Origin of the sequence: Fuerstiella marisgermanici, assembly GCF_001983935.1 — a bacterium.
Lineage (GTDB): Bacteria > Planctomycetota > Planctomycetia > Planctomycetales > Planctomycetaceae > Fuerstiella > Fuerstiella marisgermanici.
This window is the reverse complement of sequence record NZ_CP017641.1, coordinates 3,456,402-3,475,952: the sequence shown is the minus strand read 5'-3', so window position 1 is coordinate 3,475,952 and position 19,551 is coordinate 3,456,402. Positions and strand designations below refer to the sequence as shown.

Annotated in this window: 16 protein-coding genes and 2 pseudogenes; 6 read left to right on the top strand and 12 right to left on the bottom strand. The window is 55.4% G+C overall.

Annotation, left to right across the window (positions count from 1 at the left end; all coding sequences use genetic code 11):
* Window positions 1-328 precede the first annotated feature (328 nt).
* Both Fuma_RS13065 and Fuma_RS13060 read left to right on the top strand, forming a co-directional pair.
* Complete coding sequence (locus Fuma_RS13065) at window positions 329-598, top strand: transposase (RefSeq protein WP_077024525.1); 270 nt, start codon at window positions 329-331, stop codon at window positions 596-598.
* 118 nt (window positions 599-716) lie between these two features.
* Window positions 717-836: pseudogene (locus Fuma_RS13060) on the top strand (IS3 family transposase); the annotation flags it as partial.
* A gap of 213 nt (window positions 837-1,049) precedes the next feature.
* Here the strand turns inward: Fuma_RS13060 and Fuma_RS13055 are convergent.
* Window positions 1,050-1,526, bottom strand: coding sequence for a PEP-CTERM sorting domain-containing protein (locus Fuma_RS13055; protein WP_145944144.1), 477 nt, complete (start codon window positions 1,524-1,526; stop codon window positions 1,050-1,052).
* 798 nt (window positions 1,527-2,324) lie between these two features.
* On the opposite strand from Fuma_RS13055, the gene Fuma_RS13050 reads away from it, so the two are divergent.
* Entirely contained in the window at window positions 2,325-4,061 is a 1,737-nt protein-coding gene (locus tag Fuma_RS13050) for a sugar phosphorylase (RefSeq protein ID WP_077024523.1), read from the top strand.
* Window positions 4,062-4,096: 35 nt separating this feature from the next.
* Here Fuma_RS13050 and Fuma_RS13045 read toward each other — a convergent pair whose 3' ends face one another.
* From Fuma_RS13045 to glgC, 3 genes are all read right to left on the bottom strand, one after another.
* A complete protein-coding gene (locus Fuma_RS13045; protein ID WP_077024522.1) occupies window positions 4,097-5,308 on the bottom strand; it encodes a glycosyltransferase family protein in 1,212 nt (403 codons plus the stop codon).
* A gap of 47 nt (window positions 5,309-5,355) precedes the next feature.
* Window positions 5,356-6,138: an HAD-IIB family hydrolase gene (locus Fuma_RS13040; RefSeq protein ID WP_158520967.1), complete on the bottom strand. Its 783-nt coding sequence runs from the start codon at window positions 6,136-6,138 to the stop codon at window positions 5,356-5,358.
* Window positions 6,139-6,214: 76 nt separating this feature from the next.
* Window positions 6,215-7,513, bottom strand: coding sequence for a glucose-1-phosphate adenylyltransferase (gene glgC / locus Fuma_RS13035; RefSeq protein ID WP_083732019.1), 1,299 nt, complete (start codon window positions 7,511-7,513; stop codon window positions 6,215-6,217).
* Between the two features lie 778 nt (window positions 7,514-8,291).
* On the opposite strand from glgC, the gene Fuma_RS13030 reads away from it, so the two are divergent.
* Window positions 8,292-9,134: a hypothetical protein gene (locus Fuma_RS13030; RefSeq protein WP_077024519.1), complete on the top strand. Its 843-nt coding sequence runs from the start codon at window positions 8,292-8,294 to the stop codon at window positions 9,132-9,134.
* A 287-nt stretch (window positions 9,135-9,421) separates the two neighbouring features.
* Here the strand turns inward: Fuma_RS13030 and Fuma_RS13025 are convergent, their stop codons facing one another.
* The 7 genes and pseudogenes from Fuma_RS13025 to Fuma_RS12990 all read right to left on the bottom strand — a co-directional run bounded on the left by Fuma_RS13025 (window position 9,422) and on the right by Fuma_RS12990 (window position 15,391).
* Window positions 9,422-9,853 carry a cupin domain-containing protein gene (locus Fuma_RS13025; protein WP_077024518.1) on the bottom strand — a complete coding sequence of 144 codons (432 nt, stop codon included), beginning with the start codon at window positions 9,851-9,853 and terminating at the stop codon, window positions 9,422-9,424.
* A 174-nt stretch (window positions 9,854-10,027) separates the two neighbouring features.
* On the bottom strand, window positions 10,028-10,441 hold the full coding sequence (locus Fuma_RS13020; protein WP_077024517.1) for an ankyrin repeat domain-containing protein: 414 nt from the start codon (window positions 10,439-10,441) through the stop codon (window positions 10,028-10,030).
* A gap of 244 nt (window positions 10,442-10,685) precedes the next feature.
* Complete coding sequence (locus tag Fuma_RS13015; RefSeq protein ID WP_077024516.1) at window positions 10,686-11,861, bottom strand: hypothetical protein; 1,176 nt, start codon at window positions 11,859-11,861, stop codon at window positions 10,686-10,688.
* Between the two features lie 104 nt (window positions 11,862-11,965).
* The gene (locus Fuma_RS13010) at window positions 11,966-12,229 is read right to left on the bottom strand and encodes a hypothetical protein (protein WP_077023493.1); all 264 of its coding nucleotides are present in this window, start codon (window positions 12,227-12,229) and stop codon (window positions 11,966-11,968) included.
* Window positions 12,226-13,614, bottom strand: a pseudogene (locus tag Fuma_RS36200) (IS91 family transposase). The gene Fuma_RS13010 and the pseudogene Fuma_RS36200 overlap by 4 nt, the downstream one beginning before the upstream one ends.
* The gene (locus Fuma_RS12995) at window positions 13,548-14,483 is read right to left on the bottom strand and encodes a tyrosine-type recombinase/integrase (protein WP_083732551.1); all 936 of its coding nucleotides are present in this window, start codon (window positions 14,481-14,483) and stop codon (window positions 13,548-13,550) included. Before Fuma_RS12995 ends, Fuma_RS36200 begins: the two are co-directional and overlap by 67 nt.
* A gap of 371 nt (window positions 14,484-14,854) precedes the next feature.
* Entirely contained in the window at window positions 14,855-15,391 is a 537-nt protein-coding gene (locus Fuma_RS12990) for a hypothetical protein (RefSeq protein WP_145944020.1), read from the bottom strand.
* A 352-nt stretch (window positions 15,392-15,743) separates the two neighbouring features.
* On the opposite strand from Fuma_RS12990, the gene Fuma_RS12985 reads away from it, so the two are divergent.
* Both Fuma_RS12985 and Fuma_RS12980 read left to right on the top strand, forming a co-directional pair.
* A complete protein-coding gene (locus tag Fuma_RS12985; protein WP_077023497.1) occupies window positions 15,744-16,766 on the top strand; it encodes a site-specific integrase in 1,023 nt (340 codons plus the stop codon).
* Window positions 16,767-17,984, top strand: a complete 1,218-nt coding sequence (locus Fuma_RS12980; RefSeq protein WP_077023010.1) for an IS91 family transposase — start codon at window positions 16,767-16,769, stop codon at window positions 17,982-17,984.
* Between the two features lie 385 nt (window positions 17,985-18,369).
* On the opposite strand, the gene Fuma_RS12975 is transcribed toward Fuma_RS12980, so the two are convergent.
* A complete protein-coding gene (locus Fuma_RS12975) occupies window positions 18,370-19,491 on the bottom strand; it encodes an ISAs1 family transposase (protein ID WP_077022466.1) in 1,122 nt (373 codons plus the stop codon).
* Between the last annotated feature and the right edge of the window lie 60 nt (window positions 19,492-19,551).

Here is a 19,551-nt window from a genome sequence, read left to right as displayed (position 1 = left end):
TTCGAACTGACGCACGATTCTTGAACGCAGCGCGCTTGATGATTGAAAATTCAATTGCGCCGCACGGACATGATAACCATTGGAAGGCCGCGCTCGACGCGTTTTTTAAGCGGGGAACGACGCGCTTGCGAAAAAAAACGTAAAAGATCTGCACCTGATTGGCCCGAAGCGTGTTTCTGCATTCTTACAGCGTTTCACGCTGACTTGTGGCCGCGGAAATCGGTTTTGGTCCTACGTGGGCCGGTTCCCACGAGCCAGAACCTGGAATACCCTATGAATAGTGGGCGCTCAATTAAGCGTGTAATATTGCACGCAAGGAGCGTTAACGATGAAGAATAAGTTAGAGAAGCGATTGCGTCGTAAGCACAGCGACGAGTTTCGTCGGAGTGCGGTGTCACTTGTTGAGGATCAGGGTTACACGACCGCTCAGGCGGCTCGTGAACTGGGAATCAATGATAATTTGTTGCGAACGTGGCGTAAGAAGTACGGGAAGGGGGCCGCATTGGATTCCGGGATTTCTGAGAGCGATCAGGAAGAGCTGACTCGTCTGCGAAAGGAAGTCATACGTCTTCGTCTGGAGCGTGACATCTTAAAATAAGCGACGGCCTTCTTCGCGAACGAATAGAACTGAGATTTCAGTTCATTCAGCAGCACCGTGAAGAGTGGCCGATCGCATTGATGTGTGACGTGCTGCAGGTGAGGCGCAGCGTGAGTGTGCTGCTCAGCAGGAAACTCGTGCGAGCATCTTCGAATACATCGAAGTGTTCTGTAACCGAGTGCGTCGTCATTCAGCTCTTGGCGGAATGAGTCCGGAACAGTTCGAGCAGCAGGGATAGCTGGTCGTGGTGGTGAAGTTCCCTCGAACCTCACCAACAAAGGCAGTGCCACCGATGGTGGCCGACCGGATTTGCCTTCATCTCCGCTCGGTCATCGATTCGTGGCACGTGTGAACGAGCCGACGACCGGCTCCGACGAAGGCAAATCCTCACACACCATTTTCCCGAGACGGAATGCCTGTCTCAAACAACCATTACAAGCGCCCACTAAACTTACGGAAGTTCAGTATGCGACTTCATCAGTGAACGCTGACGTCGAACCCAAACCCCCAATGAGCCAAACACTAGAACGCACAAGGTTGAAGGTTCCGGCACTGTGGACACTATGGACGGGCTGCCAAATGCGGCGAATTCGGAGTACGCGGCAAATCCAGCAGGTTGTGGAACGGAGAAATCCCACCGCAGGTGAGTGACGCCCGTAAGCCCAAGTGACGTAAGCTCAACAAGTTGCTCGCCATCCACGTCAGGGTCGGCGTGATCTTGGTTGACGTTGGTGCCGTCTGGAATTGGCGTGTATGTCACGCCGTTTGTTGACGAAAGTACCGTATATCGCTGATCGATTCGATCGAAACGCCAACTTGTGTAGCTGTTGATTTGGTCGATATCCGTCCGCTCAGCTAAAGCGATCGTCATGATCCCGCCGGTGGCAATGTGGATAGAGTCTCGGAATCCAACGTCGCCATTCGTCACCGATGAAATTGGGCCGCTGGTCGGATGGACACTAGCCCCAAATAAAGATCCGTCGTTGAACGTCGGTGCAATTCCCTGCAATTCCCTCCAAAATATTGTGTGCGGGGATGCTGAAGTTACCAAAACCGGTGCGATTTGTCGTCATTATTTCAGCATGTGCCGATGTGGTCATCAATGACGCGATTAAGAGCGTAAGACTTAGTCGTACGTGTAGTTTCATTTTCCAAAGGCCCTTTGAAGTGGTGTTCGAGTTTCGACTCTAATCGGCGAGCAATCCTGTAACAAGGAAAAAAATGAGTCGGGCTAGCAAATACGCGTTGGTGGAGTTCCCTCGAACCTCACCAACAAAGGCAAGGAGCTGGATTTGCCTTCATCTCCGCTCGGTCATCTATTCGTGGCAAGTGTGAACGAACCGACGACCGGCTCCGACGATGGCAAATCCTCGCACACCATTTTCCCGAGACAGAATGCCTGTCTCAAACAACCTTAACAAGCGCCCGCTAGACTTACGGAGGTTCATCGCTCACAAGGATCTATTTAGTCGCCAGCAGTTGGTGGCATGAGCTTCTCTTACGGGAGGTCGTGCTTGTGTTCGGTGACGCATACATCATGTTTTTCGCCGGAACACTTTACCCGGCGTCGAAGGCAATAGAACACCTGCGTGTTGTGCGAACCTCATGGCAGCGGGCGAGTCGCTCTTGCGGCAGCTGAATCTGTCATGCATAATCTGGCCCAAGGCAGGCGAGATTCACTGCAACTTTTTTATGTGCGGATGAATTCTGCATTGATGGTTTTTCTATGCCTTCACCCCTCCAGTCTGCCAGTTTCTACGCTCAACTTCTCCAGCACATCAGCGGACTGTATCCCGACGCCAACGAAGACCTGATTGTTGGAGCGATCACCGGCGAATTCGATCGTGGCGAACTGAGAAGCCCGTCGCCTAATGTTGAGTTGTGGTCAGAAGCGGATTGCATGCTGATCACGTACGGCGACTCGATCGTCGCGCCGGACGAAGCTCCACTGGTCACGCTTAAACGGTTTCTAAGCGACCACATTAAGGACACAATTTCCAGCGTCCATATCCTGCCGTTTTGTCCGTTTAGTTCGGATGACGGTTTCGCTGTCATCGACTACATGCGCGTGAATGACGAGCTGGGCGAATGGGAAGACATTACCGCGATTGCGGATTCCTATCGTCTGATGGCCGACCTCGTAGTGAACCACGTCTCATCACAAAGCGAATGGTTCCAGAACTACACGCAGGGAAAGGAACCCGGAGCATCATGGTTCTTCGAAGCAAATGCGGGGGACGATCTTTCGCAGGTTGTCAGGCCGCGCGCGAGTCCGTTGTTGCGACCGACCGAAACTCCGGACGGAATGCGGCACGTTTGGTGTACCTTCAGCCACGATCAGATTGATCTGGATTTTCGCAACCCGCAAGTGCTGCTTCAATTTCTGCGTGTCATTCGATTGTACCTTGAGCACGGTGTTCGGATCTTTCGCCTGGATGCCATCGGATTCCTTTGGAAAGAACCCGGCACAACATGTCTCCATTTGCCTCAGACTCATGAGGTTGTGCGACTGCTTCGTTGTGTTCTTGACCGCTTCGCGCCGGGGACGATTTTGATCACCGAAACGAACGTCCCGAATCATGAAAATCTGACGTACTTCGGCAACCGAAACGAAGCTCATGTGATCTACAACTTCAGTCTCGCACCGTTGCTGGTGCACGCCCTGCTAACCGGGACAACTGAATACCTGAAGCGGTGGATGATGAGCATGCCGCCAGCACCGCTCGGCTGCACCTATCTGAACTTTACGGCTTCGCATGACGGAATCGGTATGCGACCGGCCGAAGGTTTGCTGTCTGACGACGAACAGTTACAGATGATCGAAGCCATCCGACGATTTGGAGGCCGCATTTCGACTCGACGAGGCGCCGATGGCAGTGAGCGTGTTTACGAACTGAACGTGTCGCTGTTTGATGCACTAAAAGGAACCGTTCACGGTGAAGACGATTGGCAGGTGGACCGGTTTATGTGTTCGCAGACGGTGATGCTGGGCCTGGAAGGGATTCCGGCGATTTACATTCACAGCCTTCTGGCGACGTCCAACGACGAAGAAGGTTTGAATCGGACCGGCCATAACCGATCAATCAACCGTCACAAGTGGGACGACGAACTGCTAAGAAAACAGTTAAGCGATTCGTCGACGAATCAGGCAATCGTGTCGAACGAACTTCTGCGGCGCGTTCACATCCGATCTCAGCAGCCCAGCTTTCACCCCAGCGCGACTCAGTTCACTTTGCAGTTAACGGAGCCATTCTTTGCGTTCTGGCGACAGAGTCAGGATCGCAGCCAAAGCATCTTTTGTATTCACAACATGACGGCCGAAATTCAGACGCTGCGTTTGGCCGACCTGAATCTGATTTCATTGAACCAATGGCGTGACCTGCTAACGAACTCAACCTTTGACGACCTCACCGAAAGCATTGCTGTTCAGCCGTATCAGTGTTTGTGGATCGCCAATTCCTGAATCCTTCGTTGCCGCGGTGGCAGTTCCAGAGCACGTCAGGCGTTGTCAGCCTGCACGGCGCCAACGATCTGATCAAGAACATCGGGCAGTGCACTTCGAACTCGAGCCCAGTTGTGGATGAAAGGCGCTTCGTCGGGACGAGTGAGGAACTCATCGCCGGCGGCGAGTATCACTCGACTAAACAGCTCTACTGTTGCTTCTTCCTGGTGTCGGTCGAGATCCAGTCCGCTCATCACGGCGTCGTTGTGATAATGATCCACAACGTCCAAAGCGGTTCGATAGTAGCAGGCTTTCAAAGTTCTAAGCATGCTGCTGGTGATGACCACGCCTTCAACCGCCAGTTTGCGGAACAGCGCTTTGGAAATATCGTTGGCCATGCGATGCAGGCCGCCGGTTCGGTTGTCTTCCGACACGGGCTGATGCTTGTGGTCGTAGGCGTCGGCAATGTCGACTTGACAGATGCGTTGCGTGCTGCAGTTGCGGAACATTTCTGACAGTGTTCCGATTTCCAATCCCCAGTCCGCAGGAATTCGCAGCGATTGGACGACCTCAGACCTCATCGAAAATTCGCCGGACAGTGCGTAGCGAAAGCTGCCCATGTAGTCGAGATACTCAAGACGACCGAGAACTTGTTTGAGAGCTCGAATCAGCGGGATCACCAACAGCCGGAAGACACGGCCGTTTAGCTGACCGCCGGCGGCTCGATAGTAGTAGCCCTTACAGAACTGATAGTTAAAACGGGGATGTGCCAGCGGATAAAGTAACCTGGCCGGGATGCTGCGGTCGTAGGTCAGTATGTCACAATCGTGCAACGCAACAGCTTTTGACGTCTGAGACGCCAGGAAGTAGCCGAGACAATACCAGACGTTGCGGCCTTTGCCCGGTTCTGTCGGCGCCAGCCCAACCTCCTGCAGAGCGGCGTCGACATGGCGAAGGCGCGTGCCGTCATTCCAAAGCACGACAAAGTTCTGAGGCAGCTTCGCGAAGAATTTTCGAGCGGCCTCGAACTGCGTCTCGTTGGCTCGGTCGAGTCCGATGATGATCTCGGACAGGTAAGGTATCTTCGCGAGTTCCTCGACAATTGGCCCCATCGCCGGGCCTTCCAGTTCGGAATAGAGGCACGGCAGCAACAGGGACATTGGCGTTTCTGTAGAGTATTCAACGAGCTCCGCTTCAAGTTCTTCTGTCGATCGATTGCGAAGGTTGTGCAGAGTGCCAATGACGCCATTCTGTGAAAAGTCTGCCATGTACCGCTGTTTCCGGAGAGTGAAGTTGGTGTGACCAGACGCTCAGTCTATTCGAAATTGCGGAGAAGTTCAGTCACCGCTTCCGCCCAGCCCCTGGCTCCTTCTGATTGAGGCACAATTCCCGGCGGACACGACACGTTGACGCTAAGAATACCATTAACGCGAATTCCGATGGGCACATTGGCGGCATCCAGCATGCTTTGGTCAATTTGACTGTCGCCGATGGCCGCCACCACTGCGCCGGGGTTGCGGTACCGTTCGACGACTTTTCGCAGAGCATCGCCCTTCGAAATCTTTCCAGCTACGTGCCAAAAACGGCCGCCTTTAGTCAGCGTCAGTTTATGCTGCTGCAGAATCTGTTCGAATTCCGTTCGCTGATTTTCAGAATCGTCCCACAACAACGGCTCCGTGCTTTGCCGCATCATCGCCGCGGTCGCTTTCTCTGCGTCCAGACTTGTGCTCTCCATGACGCCACTCAGACCCAAATCACGGAAGGAACGGAATTGGAACTGTGACTTTAGCTTGGCTAACAGATCAAGGATTTCAGACCGGGGAACGCCCGCGCACTGAATCTCAGGGTCGCCTGCGGTGGCAAGTGAACGCCAGCAGATAGCTCCACCATTTTCTGAGATGAATGGAGAATTCACGCAGGGGATCTCTGCCGCAATCGCCTCAATTTCGGCAACAGTCTTGCTGGAAGCCAATATCAGCGGAACGCCGCGGTCGCGCAGTTCCAGAAGGCACTGTCTTGCATCTTGCCACTGGTAGTCATGCTTGTTCAGCAGACATCCGTCGAGATCAGAGAAGACGATAAGGCGATGTTTAGTCATGCCTGACATGATTGTGATTCAGGCTCGATATGCAAGCTCGCTCGAGCTGGGCTCTTGGCAGCAATCAACGGCAAATTCAGGAGCTGAAGCTGGCAGCGTGCAGGGCGAGACTCTCACTGTCATCAGACTCTTCGGAACTCCGGGCGCTGTGCCGTCCCCATTCGCAATATCCCTGCGGAATGACGATGACACCGTTGTCTGAAATCACACAGTCACCAGATTCTGCCACCGAATCGTAATCGAGAATTATTCCCGGCGGAATCTTAACGCCTTTCTCGACAATACAACGAGAAACTCGCGCACCAGTGCCAACCGAGACTCCGTCAAACAGGACTGAGTCAAAAACATGAGCCCCTTCATCAACACGGACGTTTGGCGACAGAATTGAGTTTACCACTATTCCGCCCGCGACAATCGCCCCCGGAGAAATGATCGAGTTAATCAGCCGCGGTTCAATGCCTGTCGGACCACTGACGGTCCTAGCTGGCGGATTTTGAGTAATCGCCGTTCTGATCATCCAGTCTGGTTGATACAGATCGATCGGAGGCAGGGGCCGCAACAGGTCCATGTTTGCGTCGTAGTAGGAATCGAGCGTACCCACGTCACGCCAGTAGCCGTCCGTTGAAACTCGACCATTCGCGGTGCCAAACTGGTAGGCGACAACGTCCTTTTCCTTGATTAGACGGGGAAGAATGTCGCACCCAAAGTCGCGAGTCGAATCTGCCTTCGTGCTGTCGTTTCGCAGTGTGTCTATCAGGATGTCGATTGAAAACACATACACTCCCATGGATGCCATCGCCTTGTCAGGGTGATCCGGCATGGGTTGTGGGCTGGCGGGCTTTTCTTCGAAATCAACAATTCGCAATTGGTTGTCGACTTCAACGACGCCAAAGGATGATGCCAACTTGCGATCAACCGCCATGCACGCAACCGTCGCATCGGCTTCCATGAACTTGTGAACGTTAATCAATTCAGCATAGTCCATGCGATAGATGTGATCGCCGGAGAGGACAACCACGTATTTCGCACCGCTACGTTCCAACAGGAAAAGGTTTTGGTAGATGGCATCGGCAGTGCCCTGATACCAGGAATCGTCCGTGCGCATTTGGGGAGGTATCGGAGTAATGTACTCACCAAGCGACGGATTGAAGACAGACCAGCCATCGCGAAGATGCTTGTTCAGCGAGTGCGATTTGTACTGGGGGAGTACAAGAATCCGCCGCAATCCGGAGTGAAGGCAGTTACTGAGCGCGAAGTCGATGATTCGGTACTGCCCGCCGAACGGCACGGCTGGCTTGGCTCGATGTGATGTCAGCGGACTCAGTCGCGATCCGACGCCTCCGGCTAGAATAAGTGTCAGCACATCTTCCGTCATTTGATCAGTCCCCGAGGCAAGATTGTGTGCGGCAGTGCTTGGTTCTCCTGGAGGTCTGGACCTGAGTACGCACGAACCGCAAAGCAACGCCAGTCAGTGCACAGGATCTAAACCTCGCATCAGCCGTTAATCCTTAAATGCAAACGGCATTCCGTTATCCCTTAGAACTCGCCAGCGAGAGCAAAGACATCGCACTTCGCGCACGGTCAGTCACAGCAAAACCGGCGAAAAAACAATGCCGCGCCATTGGCTTAAGAAAGTTCGTACGTGGCCACCGCGGAACTCAGTAAGGAATCGCTGCCCATGTTTCTCGCATCGGCGGCCTGTTTTCTGTGCATAGGCACACAGTCAAGCGCGCTCAAGTGCGGAGCTTCTCAACAAACGTTTTCTCCAGCTGCGTCACGGCTGCGCTGCTGCGACTTAACAGGCTGCTGCATTCTCTGGCAGAACGTTTCGCGATTCAGAAGGTGGTCAGTGCTGTACATCCGTTCTGCCTTCAGGCGATGGTTTTGAGTTCTGCCTTCGCGCATCTCGGCGTGTAATGAAGTAGAATCGCGAGCCAGTTTTTCGGACGCTTATCGGTGTGCAGCTGAAGGGGCAGCAAAGGCTGGAGGCTATGCCGCCGCTGAAAGTTTCCTGAATGACTGTTTCCACGTTCCGTCGCTGCGCACGTCGTCGATCAATTCGTGAGACGTGATGAAACGCAGACAGCGTCGGAACTTCCAACGCCATCGGATCCATTGTCTTCGCTGAGCACATCTAACGTGGGAGCCACCCGGTGAGTTTTTCGAAGCAACAGACGCGACCATTGATCGGGTCGCTGATTACAAATCCGCTTTGTCCATCGTGCGGAGCGGAGCTACAGACGCCCTTCGAGCGATCGGAGAACATCTGCCAACGGCTGGCCTGTCGAGGTCCCTGGCTGCAGGAGCAAGCGCGACTGGCGGAGGCTCGGGCGGCTGCGGAACGTAGGCAGCTGGAAGACGCCGTCGACCAGCAACTGCAGCGTTCGTGTCCCGACCTTCTGCAGCATGATCCACCGCTGCTGACAATCATCGTGCCAAGTTACGACGGCAAAATGGTGGCAATGTCTGAGGAACGGCGACTCGCATTCCGCGCTGCTCTGACCGAACGCTTTGCAGCCGCGGAAGAACTAGTTGCTGATCCCCAACGAGTTGCCTGGCTGCTGGGCGAACATAGACCAGAGGACGCAGAACCGGCCGAGCCGTACATCATCAACGCCTGCAGCACGTGCCGGGGGAACTGTTGCCGCGCCGGTCGGGAGATCGCACTTTTGCACCCCGAGTTTTTGGCACTCCGTTTGTTGACCGAGCCCGATCGGACGGCGGCGGAAATGATTGAGGACTATATTGACCGCATTCCCGATGAATCGCTTGCGGATTCGTGCGTCTACCACACGCCTGATGGCTGCCAGCTCCCTCGCGAGATCCGCAGCACAACATGCAACGAATTTCTGTGCGCAGGCATTCGTAACCAGCTGGATCAACTGGAAGATTGCCCCAACCGGCCGACACTCGCTGTCGCCACAGAAGCATTCGATTGTGTGCGAGTCGGCGTGATGGAATCCGATGGCAGCCGCACCGAGCGAAGTCTTGCGTAGCACGCTCAAGGTCACTATTTAGAGTACCAGTCGCTTGAACGGTCACACCACTCACTTCAACCACTTGTTCAAAGTGCAGAAGTGACGCAGGCCGACTTAGGCGAAACGCAGCTCCGGCATGCCCTCGGCTCTGTCCCGTCATTTGCAATTTGCCCGCGCACGCATGAGCCGCAAGGCGCCAGCCGCGGGATTGCTGTTCCGCCGGCGCCTCGACGCGATCGTTCTTCCGAACAGCCGACCAACAACACACTGGCGGCAGAATTCGCGACCCGCGAAGTTAGGAATTCCTATCCGTCCGCTTCGCGATCCACCTTTGATTCGGCGGAGATCAGAATGCTCGAGCTGTCCCACCCATCGGCCAGATTGTATTGAATCCATTCCGGACTGAGATGAATGTCCAGCGAATCGAGTCGTCCCGGGCCCAGATTCTGATAGCCGTGCGGAACATTAGCGGGACCCAACACGACGTCACCGACTTCGGCATCAATGATTTTGTCACCCACGGTGAAGCGAGCTCGGCCTTCCGTGATCGTGAAAATTTCGTCATACGGGTGAACGTGAAGAGTTGGCCCGTCTCTGACAACGTCTGTGACAAAGCGGATAAGAGTCACATTCGACTTCAGCGTTTGCCCTTCAAGCAGGCCGCGCAATCGCTCTCCCGGGTTCTGCCATTCACTGGCGGCCACTTTTGTCGGTTCTGTTTTGGATGGGATTGGCATGGGATATTCACCTTCAGAAATGTGTCTCGAGGCGTCACGGCGATAGTCGCGTGAACGCCGATGTTAGCAAAGGTAGTTGGAACACGGCGCTGGAGCCGGGCAGCCGATGTCGCCTTCGATTCGCACACGTGTTGTCGGCAGGCTCGGCGTGTTGTGCGACAACCCCACGGCGTTTTACTTTTCGGCGAGTAAAGCCTCAAGCGCTGCATCGGTCACATACTGTGCGGGCTTCTTTCCCGTCTTATTGGCAATCGAAGGATCGGCTCCCGCAGCAAGGAGCAATTCAATAATTTCCTTCGCAGCCTGAGCTTTTCCGGCAGTCCCGGGCGCTCCGGTTTGGGTGACTGCGCGGTGAAGAGGCGTTGACCCGTTTCGCCGGCAGGCTTGGTTGACGTTTGCCCCGTGTTGGATAAGCGTCTTGACCGCCGTCGGGTTTCTGAACCGAACAGCATGGTGCAACGCGGTCACACCGTTCTTGTCCGCCGCGTGAATGTCTGCGCCACTTTGTATCGCGATAACAAGTCGTCGATGCTGATCCGCCGGTTCGGGATCCCGCTCGCAACAGATGTCAAATAGTTCGGACTCCATGAAAACGCTCCCCGCACTCACCAATGAACAAGGTCTGTGGCTTGGCTGCTCAGCGAACACCGTAGCTCGGTTGCGGAGACCGATGCTGAATTCCGGAAACGGACGACTACAATTCCGTTTATCGCAACAGTTACAGCCAATCTCGCTGACTTGTGGCCGCGGAACAAGCGTTTCGTACTATGGATGCTGTTTCCCACGAGCCCGAACCGTCCACGAGAGAAAGGGAAACTGCTCTAGCGAGCAACTAAGGTTGCAACGCCATTTTCTGAATTTGAGTGACGAGTGCAGTTTCGGCCGCGACTGCATTCACAGCTCCAGAGAGTATCATTTCGGGCGTGAATTTACGAATTTCTTCCCTGCCCGGTCGCCAGTGTGATTTGAGAAGTTCGCGAAAACGCTGCACCTGTTTGTGCTTAAGTTCGCACGTTTGGACCATTGGATGCGTGGGGGCCAAACGACTCAGCAGCAATTGGTACGAATCCTCGTGTCGGAAGATGCCGGAAAACGAAATAAACAGCTCTGCGGAGGTATTGAAGACGAGTTGGTGGCATAGTTGCTGATGGATGAGGATCGCAGTTTCGGAGCGAGGATCTCCGCAATCGTCAGCGATCTGTAAGATATGAGCCAGGACTAACTCAATTGCACTCCCAAGCGGATCGTCGAAGCTAAACATTGTGTTTACGCGATGTACGATGAAGCCTAAGGCAGACTTCGAGACGGGCTGGCCGGAAAAGTGTTCGAAGGATTCTGGGAACGTCGCGGTACCCGGATCGGGGACCACATCTGAGGGTAAGTGAATCGCTGGACGGGAAACTGCCGCTTGCATCAACGGCAATACAGAATCCGGGGCGCACGCGATGGCATGTGCGGCTTCCAGGTACAGCCCAAGGGCATTCGAAGAGTCATTTGTGATAAGCCATCGTGCGGATGCGATCCATTCGTCGGTGTCGCCATACAGGGCGACTCGGAAATGGGCCAGACGATTATCTGGGTCTTCCCGGACTGCTGCCACGTAGGCCGCTGCGGCTTGGTCGTCCCCGTCCATTATCGAGATAATCCCGTCAACGCTTGCGTACAGTCCATCGGGATCGGAGGTTGCTGCGGCCAGTTTCTCATCGTCACCGAATGCTTTGTTCCAGGCATTTGCGAATGGCACCGGACCACGCAGGTAATCCCCCAAGGAAACGTAGATATTGCTGGCATTGTCGGAGGCGGCAATTGCCTCGGCGAAGCGGCGGAGAGTCCGCTTTGAGGCGTCTTCTCCGCGGTCAAAAGAATACAGGATTGCGTTTGCCCAAAGTTCGGAGGGTTCCGAAGTCTGGTGACGAGCAGAGAACTGGCCCACCGCAAGAGCCGTGCACGCGACCGCGATCGCTGCGATGGTCACCGCAAGTGATTTAGATAACTTCGTGCCGCTCATGTCAATCGCCACATAACGAATTGCGATCTATGCGGCGGCAGGTAAGCCGACTCATAGATCGTGCGTTGAACTTTTCCGCTTCGTGTGCGGAGGACGAGGGCAGGCTACGCAGTCAGTCGCCCTCGCGAATTCAATGACGTCACTGAACTCTGTTCAGGAGTCAGCATAGCCCGAGGGTGACTCGTTGTCATTACCAAAGGGCCGCCGATCAGTGGACCGGTTTGTCCAATTGGCCGTGTCTGCGGAATCACACCGATTGTCATGTCGCGACACAACGCCACACATACGGCGATGCGCAGCAGCGACGAATTCGGCAGCGGGATACGAGCGAATGGAAGGCCGTTCACGTTGTCGAAGAAGTCGTTCATCCGGGACGCTCCCGAAACGTGTTCCACGCGGGACAGTCTGGTCCCGAGAAGATGTCTCGCCAGCTTGTCCGGTGCACTCGCTCAGTCAATTCCAACTCGCCGCCGCACGTTGAACAACGTCGTCCGGGAAACTCATCGTTCGTTTCGACGAACACGTCTTCCGCTGTGGGAGTGTCGTTCGTTGTTGCGTCGTCAACAGCCTGTCGCAGGCGACGACACTCCGCCACGTAACGTTTGAGATGATGATTGCTCCACCCACCGTAGCCGCGCGTCTTCGTGAAGCCGCGCGGAAGAATGTGCAGGCACCAGCGACGAACGAACGCCTGCGCAGGAAGTTCGACGTCTTCAACCTCATCACTGCCGCCATGCCGGGAGCCCGTTCGCGCCGTGAAGGTCACCCTGCCGCGTTCGTAGTTCACCAGCCGAGCGTCCGAAATCGGACCGCCTGTCAGATACCGAGCCAGATACTTCACGATATCCTGCGGCTGCGATGCTTCCGTCGGCGGAGGCTGGATGTAGGTCACCCACGACGTCTTCTCCAGTGGTGCCAGAAATGCTTCGAACTCCGCCTTATCCTGCAGGTGAGCCCAGTCGCCGGTCAACCGGAGTTCTCCTTTCGCGTGCAGTCAACGAAGACCGGCCAGGAACTGTTCGCGAAATTCGAAGCGAAGATCATCGGCGTCGACCAGCCACCATCGCGTCGAACGTTCGTGTCGTGGAGGAACCGAATTCTTCCAGGTGCCGGGATTTGTCAGGGATGGTCCGCCGCCCGGCACGACCGCATGGACATGCACGTGAGCATCCAGGTGTTGGTTCCACGTGTGCAGCACCATCGCCGCGGCAGCTTCGTAAGCCTGTTCGTCTTCGAGCACTGTTTTGAGCGACTTCCACGCCGCGTGAAACAGCAGATTGAAGATCACTCGGCGGTTGCCCAGGGCCAGCGACGACAACTGCTCCGGGAGCGTGAAGACAACTTGATAGTAGTTCACTCCGTCGACGATCCTCTTCATCGCCGAATCCACCCATGCCGCGCGAGACGCGCCGCGACACTGAGGGCAGTGGCGGTCGCCGCACGAATTCGCAATACGAATGCCTGTATCGCATTGCGAACACCAGTGCCACGATGCGCCCAGCGCCGCCGTGCGACACACCGAAATCTTCGACAGCACACTCTGCACCTGACGCACCGCCTGTCCCGGGTTCCCACGAACGAATTCTGCCGCGTTGTCCTTCAGGATGTCGATGACGCCGGGACGCCCCGGCAGGCGATGGCGTGGATTGTCGCTTTTGTAAGTGACATCGCAACCGCCGACATCGGTTAATCTGTCGTCGGTTTCCTGCCGTCCGAGCGGACGCTCACATCCGCTGCGCCCGGTGCCGCCCATCCCGGAAGTTGTCTCACCGGCAGCCAGTCCGCCGGACTGGGCACGCTGTTCAGATGCAGGCGTCGCACATGCAGATACTTCATCGTCGTTGAAAAGCTTTTGTGACCCAGCAGGCGACTGATCGCCAGCAGATCGACTCCCGCTTCCAGCAGGTGAGTCGCAAAGCTGTGGCGCATCGTGTGTGGCGTGATGTTGCGTTCGATGCCCGCTCGTGCTGTCGAAGCTTTGATCACTTTTTGAATGGTGGTCGGAGCCAGAGGAACATCCCTGGTTCGTCCGGGAAACAGATATGTCACCGGACGATACTGCTTCCAGTACTCGCGAAGTTCTTTCAGCAGTCTCGGCGACAACGGCACGCGTCGTTCCTTCGCTCCTTTGCCGCAGGTCACTCGCAGCTGCATTCGCTGGCTGTCGATGTCGGCAATCTTCAGGTGAGCCGCCTCGTTCAGCCGCAGCCCGGCCGAATAGAGAGTCAGTAGAAAAGTCCGATGTTTGATATTCGTCGTACATTCGATCAGCCGAGAAACTTCTTCCCCGCTGAGAACTTCCGGAAGGGTCTTCGGGCGCTTGTCGAACGGCACCATCTTCACCACCCACTCGCGAGGGTACGTGTGGCGGTACAGAAAACGTAGGCCACACACGGCCTGATTGAAGGAGCTCCAGCCAACTTTCCTCACTTCGATGAGGTGCAGTTGAAACGATCGCACGTCTTCGGCGGACGCCTGTTCCGGTGACTTGCCGAGAAACTCGGCGAAGCGGCCGACATGATACGTGTAGGCGTCAATGGTCGCCTGAGCAAAGTTGCGCAGCTTCATATCATCGGCCATGCGTTTCGTGAGCACAGTTGTGCGAGATTGCCAGGGCGTCATGGTGGTCACTTTCTGAGTGAAGGAAGAGTTACCGCGTGATGGAAAATCACACGCGAGCTGTTCACACAGAATGCCACAGCATCCAGACAACGCGACCTGTTTCGTTATGAACAATCGCTGAAGCCATGTGCGATCGCACACCCAACCTGGAAATTCCAGGCGACCTGGAACTTCGTCACGACCTGGCCAGCGCGGAAGACCTGGAAATCCGTCAAAAGAGGACCATCAACAAGTCAGCACAGTCAACATGCTCAAGACGATCAGCACACGAAGCGGTTAAGTTCAACGAAATGCGTAACTGGGCGGCGACGCTACGCGTTGATTTCAGATTCCGCCGGATTCGCCGTTCCGGTCCAAAAAACACCCGTACGTTATCCAGGAATCCATCCGACCCAGACACTCTCTATGTTTACATCGCCGAAGTGCGCCGTTGCACCCGTCGTGGTGTGCGTTATTGTCATGTTTCTCAAAACAGCGGAAATTTTGTGAGTCGCATTCGACAGATGCGCCGGCGGTTTACCGGCTGTGCGACTGATGCTGACGCTTCCGCCAGTGACCGTCCATTTGGCAATCGGCTCCGGGTCTCCGCCGACATCGTCGCAAAAATATTCGCCGGCCGGTTGCCCAAACTGATACACCTCAACTTCAACACCAGTCGCCTTTGGCCCCAGAACAATTTCCGTCGGCTCGTCCGACAGTTCGATCTGGTCTTCGTCTACTCTGAGCACGACGGCCAATGTGCGAGCCTGGTTGAACCGGTAAGCAGTGAAGTGACCACACCCTCCCGACGCGCCAGTGACACTTGTGCCTTCCGGTGGCACTGAAGAATTTGCACACCCCAGTGTGAGCAGCCATAGCAACAACGCAAAGGTGAATCGAGAATGGCTGTTTGTCGGTGTTGTCGTCATTGTGAGGTCGATCGCCGCAAAACGTTTTACTGAAACCGGCTTCAATCCTTCGTAGTCGATCGCGATCAGTTTGGGATTGGCAGTCCAGTCCTCGCCTTTGTTGTCGTGTTATTTGTGTCCGTCGCCGCTTGACGCCAATCTTGTTGCACCTGAAGCCAGTGCCGTGCACAGCGGATGGGCATCCTGCTGAGCAAAAAAAATGCCACGCGACCAGCGACTCTGCGTGCACCGTTTTGTTCAAGTGAGCCGCTGCGCGGCGGGGGATTTTCTAATGGAGTCTGATTTGCGATTGTAGTGAAATCTTGTGCCATGTCTTTCTGATTGTTTCTTTCACTTTCAGGGAGACCATTTCATGTCACACGATCATTCTTCACAGAACGGGAACAACAGCAACTCGGACGAACAACGCAGTAACAACCAACCCACGAAGTCGCTCCGCGAACGGATGTCGCAGGATCTGCAGTTGCGGGGTATGGCGCAACGGACTCATGATGGCTACCTTCGCGAAGTTCGCAAGCTGGCCGGTCATTACCACACGCCGCCGGATCAGCTTTCCGAACAACAGGTCGCCGACTATCTGTTGTACCTGATCAACGACTGCGAGTTCGCTCCGGGTTCGCTGCGAGTCGCTTACAGTGGGCTCAAATTCTTCTACAAGTACACCGAACCGCGTGACTGGAAAGTGCTCACGAAGCTGCGTATTCCGAAACAGAAAACGCTGCCGGATGTGCTGTCCATCGACGAAGTTCACCGACTGATCGCCGCCGTGCGGCAGCCGCGCAATCGAGCCTGCTTCTGGGCCACCTATACGCTCGGCCTGCGGATGAGCGAAGCGCTGAGTCTGCAGATCGGCGACATCGATGCCGAACGCATGCTGGTGCATGTGCATCGTGGCAAGGGCGCGAAGGATCGCTTCGTGACGTTGCCGCATTCGACGCTGCATGTGCTGCGCAGTTACTGGAAGACGCATCGCAATCCAACGCTGCTGTTTCCGCAGATCGGACGCACGAAGAAAGAGGGCCCGACGACGTCGCGGCCGATGGATCCGTCGACCGTGCAAGGCTGCATCAAGGATGTGGTCAGCGAGCTCGGCTTCACCAAGCAGGTTTCGATCCACACGCTGCGGCACAGCATCGCCACGCATCTGTTTGAGGCCGGCGTGTCGCTGCGCTGGATTCAGAAGTTCCTTGGCCATAAGAACCTGCAGACGACGCTGGTCTACCTGCATCTGACGGATCCGAAGGAAGAAGACGGTCGCAAGACTCACGACGATATCGCCGACGCGGGAACATTGTTCGACAACATGTTTCCGCCGCCCGGCGAACCACCTATCGGTCCTGACAACGATCCGCACCGAAATCGCAAGCCGCGATAGATGCCGACCGTTGCCGACGTATTGCGGCAGCACGGGGACGACTATCTGAAACAGTTCGGCGAACGCATGCCGTTGCAGCACAAGCGCGTGCTGAGTTTCATATCAAAGTGTCGCACCGGAGAACTGGGCCATCTGCGATACGACTGCGGCGACTGCCAGCGAACTCACTGGGTGGGACGCAGTTGCAACAACCGACACTGCCCGAACTGCCAGTCTGACAAGACGCAGAAGTGGCTCGCCGATCGTCTGTCCGAATTGCTGCCGGTGCCCTACTTTATGGTCACCTTCACAGTGCCCGAAGCGCTGCGGAAGGTCGTGCGCGCTCACCAGGACGTGTGCTATCGAGCGTTGTTCGACTGTGGCAGTCAGACGATTCACGAACTGGCGTCTGGAAAGCGGTTCGTTGGCACGAAGCGGATGGGCTTCTTCGGAGTTCTGCACACGTGGGGGCGAGACTTCACGGTCTACAATCCGCACGTGCATTTCGTGGTGCCCGGCGGTGGTGTTTCGGAAGATGGTTCGCAGGAGCCAACGGCCACGCCTCGGCGCATGAAACGCACCAGGTCAAGCGGCTCGCCACGCCATGGTCCGCCGGGACCGCCCGGCTGGCAGCAGTGTCCGCCGAATTTTCTGCTGCCGGAGAAGGCCGCGTCCACAGTCTTCCCCGCGAAGTTTCGCGATGCGGTTCGAGCGGCGGGGATTGAGGACGAATTTCTGGCCGCTGATCCGCGTGCGTGGACTCGGCCGTGGGTGATGGATGTCGAAGCGGTGGGCGACGGACGCGGCGTGCTGAAGTATCTGGCTCCGTACGTTTACCGTGTGGCGATCAGTAACAACCGCATCGAGTCGATGAATGAGACTCACGTGACCTATCGCTACACGCCGTCGGGGAAGAAGTTTTCGAAGCGTCGCAAAGTTTCGGGGCAGGAGTTTGTGAGAGGCTTTTTGCAGCACGTGTTGCCGCCGAACTTTCACAGAATCCGCTACTACGGTTTTTTGCACTCACACAGTTCGCTGAGTATCGACTATGTGCGGATGCTGGCGTGTTTCTACCTGGGCATGTGTTACATCCTGGCGAAGCGAGCCGTTGCGGAAGAACCACCGAAGCGGCCGATGGTGTGTCGTGAATGCGGCGGTGACCTGCATCTGGTGATGATCACCGATCACGTCGGCCGAGTCCTGTACGAACACCCGCTGCCGTATCTCGATTCCGGATGATGACGTTGTCACACCGAACGAAGCCGAGTCTTCGAAGCTTGACGAATCGGCAGTACGCCTGAGCCAATCGATCACATAACCGTGGAGCAACCGAGTCTCTTAACGCTGCGCGGTGAGTAAATTCTGCACGAAACGAAGCAGAAAAACTCAGCCTTTCGCACCCAGCCGGGCTCCTTGAACAAAGCGTTTGAGCTTCGGCTCGACCAACCTGCATCGCCACCAACTCAAACAACAACATCAACCCCGCGACCAACCCGCCAACTACCATCGCCGCGAAGTCAAACGCTCATTAGTTATGACGTGATTCTTCAGAACGGAACATTTGAAAAACTAAAGTCATGCAGTTTGCCAAAGCCAATTTGAAGCAGGGGGATTGCACGTTAAGTCATTTGCCGAACAGGACTTTCGCGAGGTATGTCTCATCCCAGGCAGCATTGAGTCTTTTGTTTTTGATCCCCACCTTGGCTGTGGATTCGTTTTTCAGAAGACTCAACGCCGTGCGGCGAAGGATGCTGAAGTTCATGTCTGCGTGGCCTTTACGGATCCTCGATTGATCTTCCTGGAAAGTGACGTCCAGTTGCCAATGCAAATTGTTCTCGACACCCCAATGGCTCCGCACAGCTTCGGCGAAACGACGGCCGGAGACATAACGGCTTAAAATGTAATAGCGGATGCCGATGCACATTTTGCCGTCGCGGAGAGTGTTGTTGATCGCGATCCCGATCGCCTTCAGGTTCTTCCAGCGATGTGCGTCCGGAAGATCCTCCGGCGCACGACAGATCAGATACTGTCGCAAATCTTCGCGGCCGCCGGTGTTTTCTTTCGTTTCAAATCGTCGCACCGGACAGCGTGCAAAGTCATCTTCCAAATGGTCGGCGAAGAACGCGACAAGACCTGCGTGTAGCGTGGGCTGATTGCCTTTCGCGGCAAGACAATAGTCCGCCTCTGCGTCGACAATCTTCGACGCGATTTCCGTTTGGCAACCCATGGCGTCAATCGTCACTAAAGCACCGGAAACCTCGATCAATTCCAGCAGTTTGGGAATCGCCGTAATCTCATTACTCTTCGCATCGACGACGACTTGCCCGAGACTGATATGATTGGCTGTGGCCCATGCACTGACCATGTGGATGGCCGACTTGCCACTGGCTTTGTCATAGCTGCGACGGAGTGTCTTACCATCGATCGCGATGATTTGTCCGTCACTGATTTTCTGCAGAGAAGTGATCCAATTCAGTAAGCACTTTTCAAATTCTGCAGGACGAATCAGAGCGAGGATGGCGTTGAAACGATCGTGCGACGGAATCCCTGCGGACAGATCGAGATACTTCGCAAACCAATCTCGTTTCGTTCTGCCAAACTTCGCAATCGCGACAAAATCATCCGCGCCACTGATCACAGCACAGACTGCAATGAACAGAATATTTTGAAGCGGATAGACCGGCTCACCGCGCCTTGGATCCGTAACATCAGAGAAATGATCGACAAAACTGGTGGACAAAGGCATGGCAGGAATCCTTTCGCGGCTCAAACATTTCAGCACACATAGCAGCGTGAAACATCACAC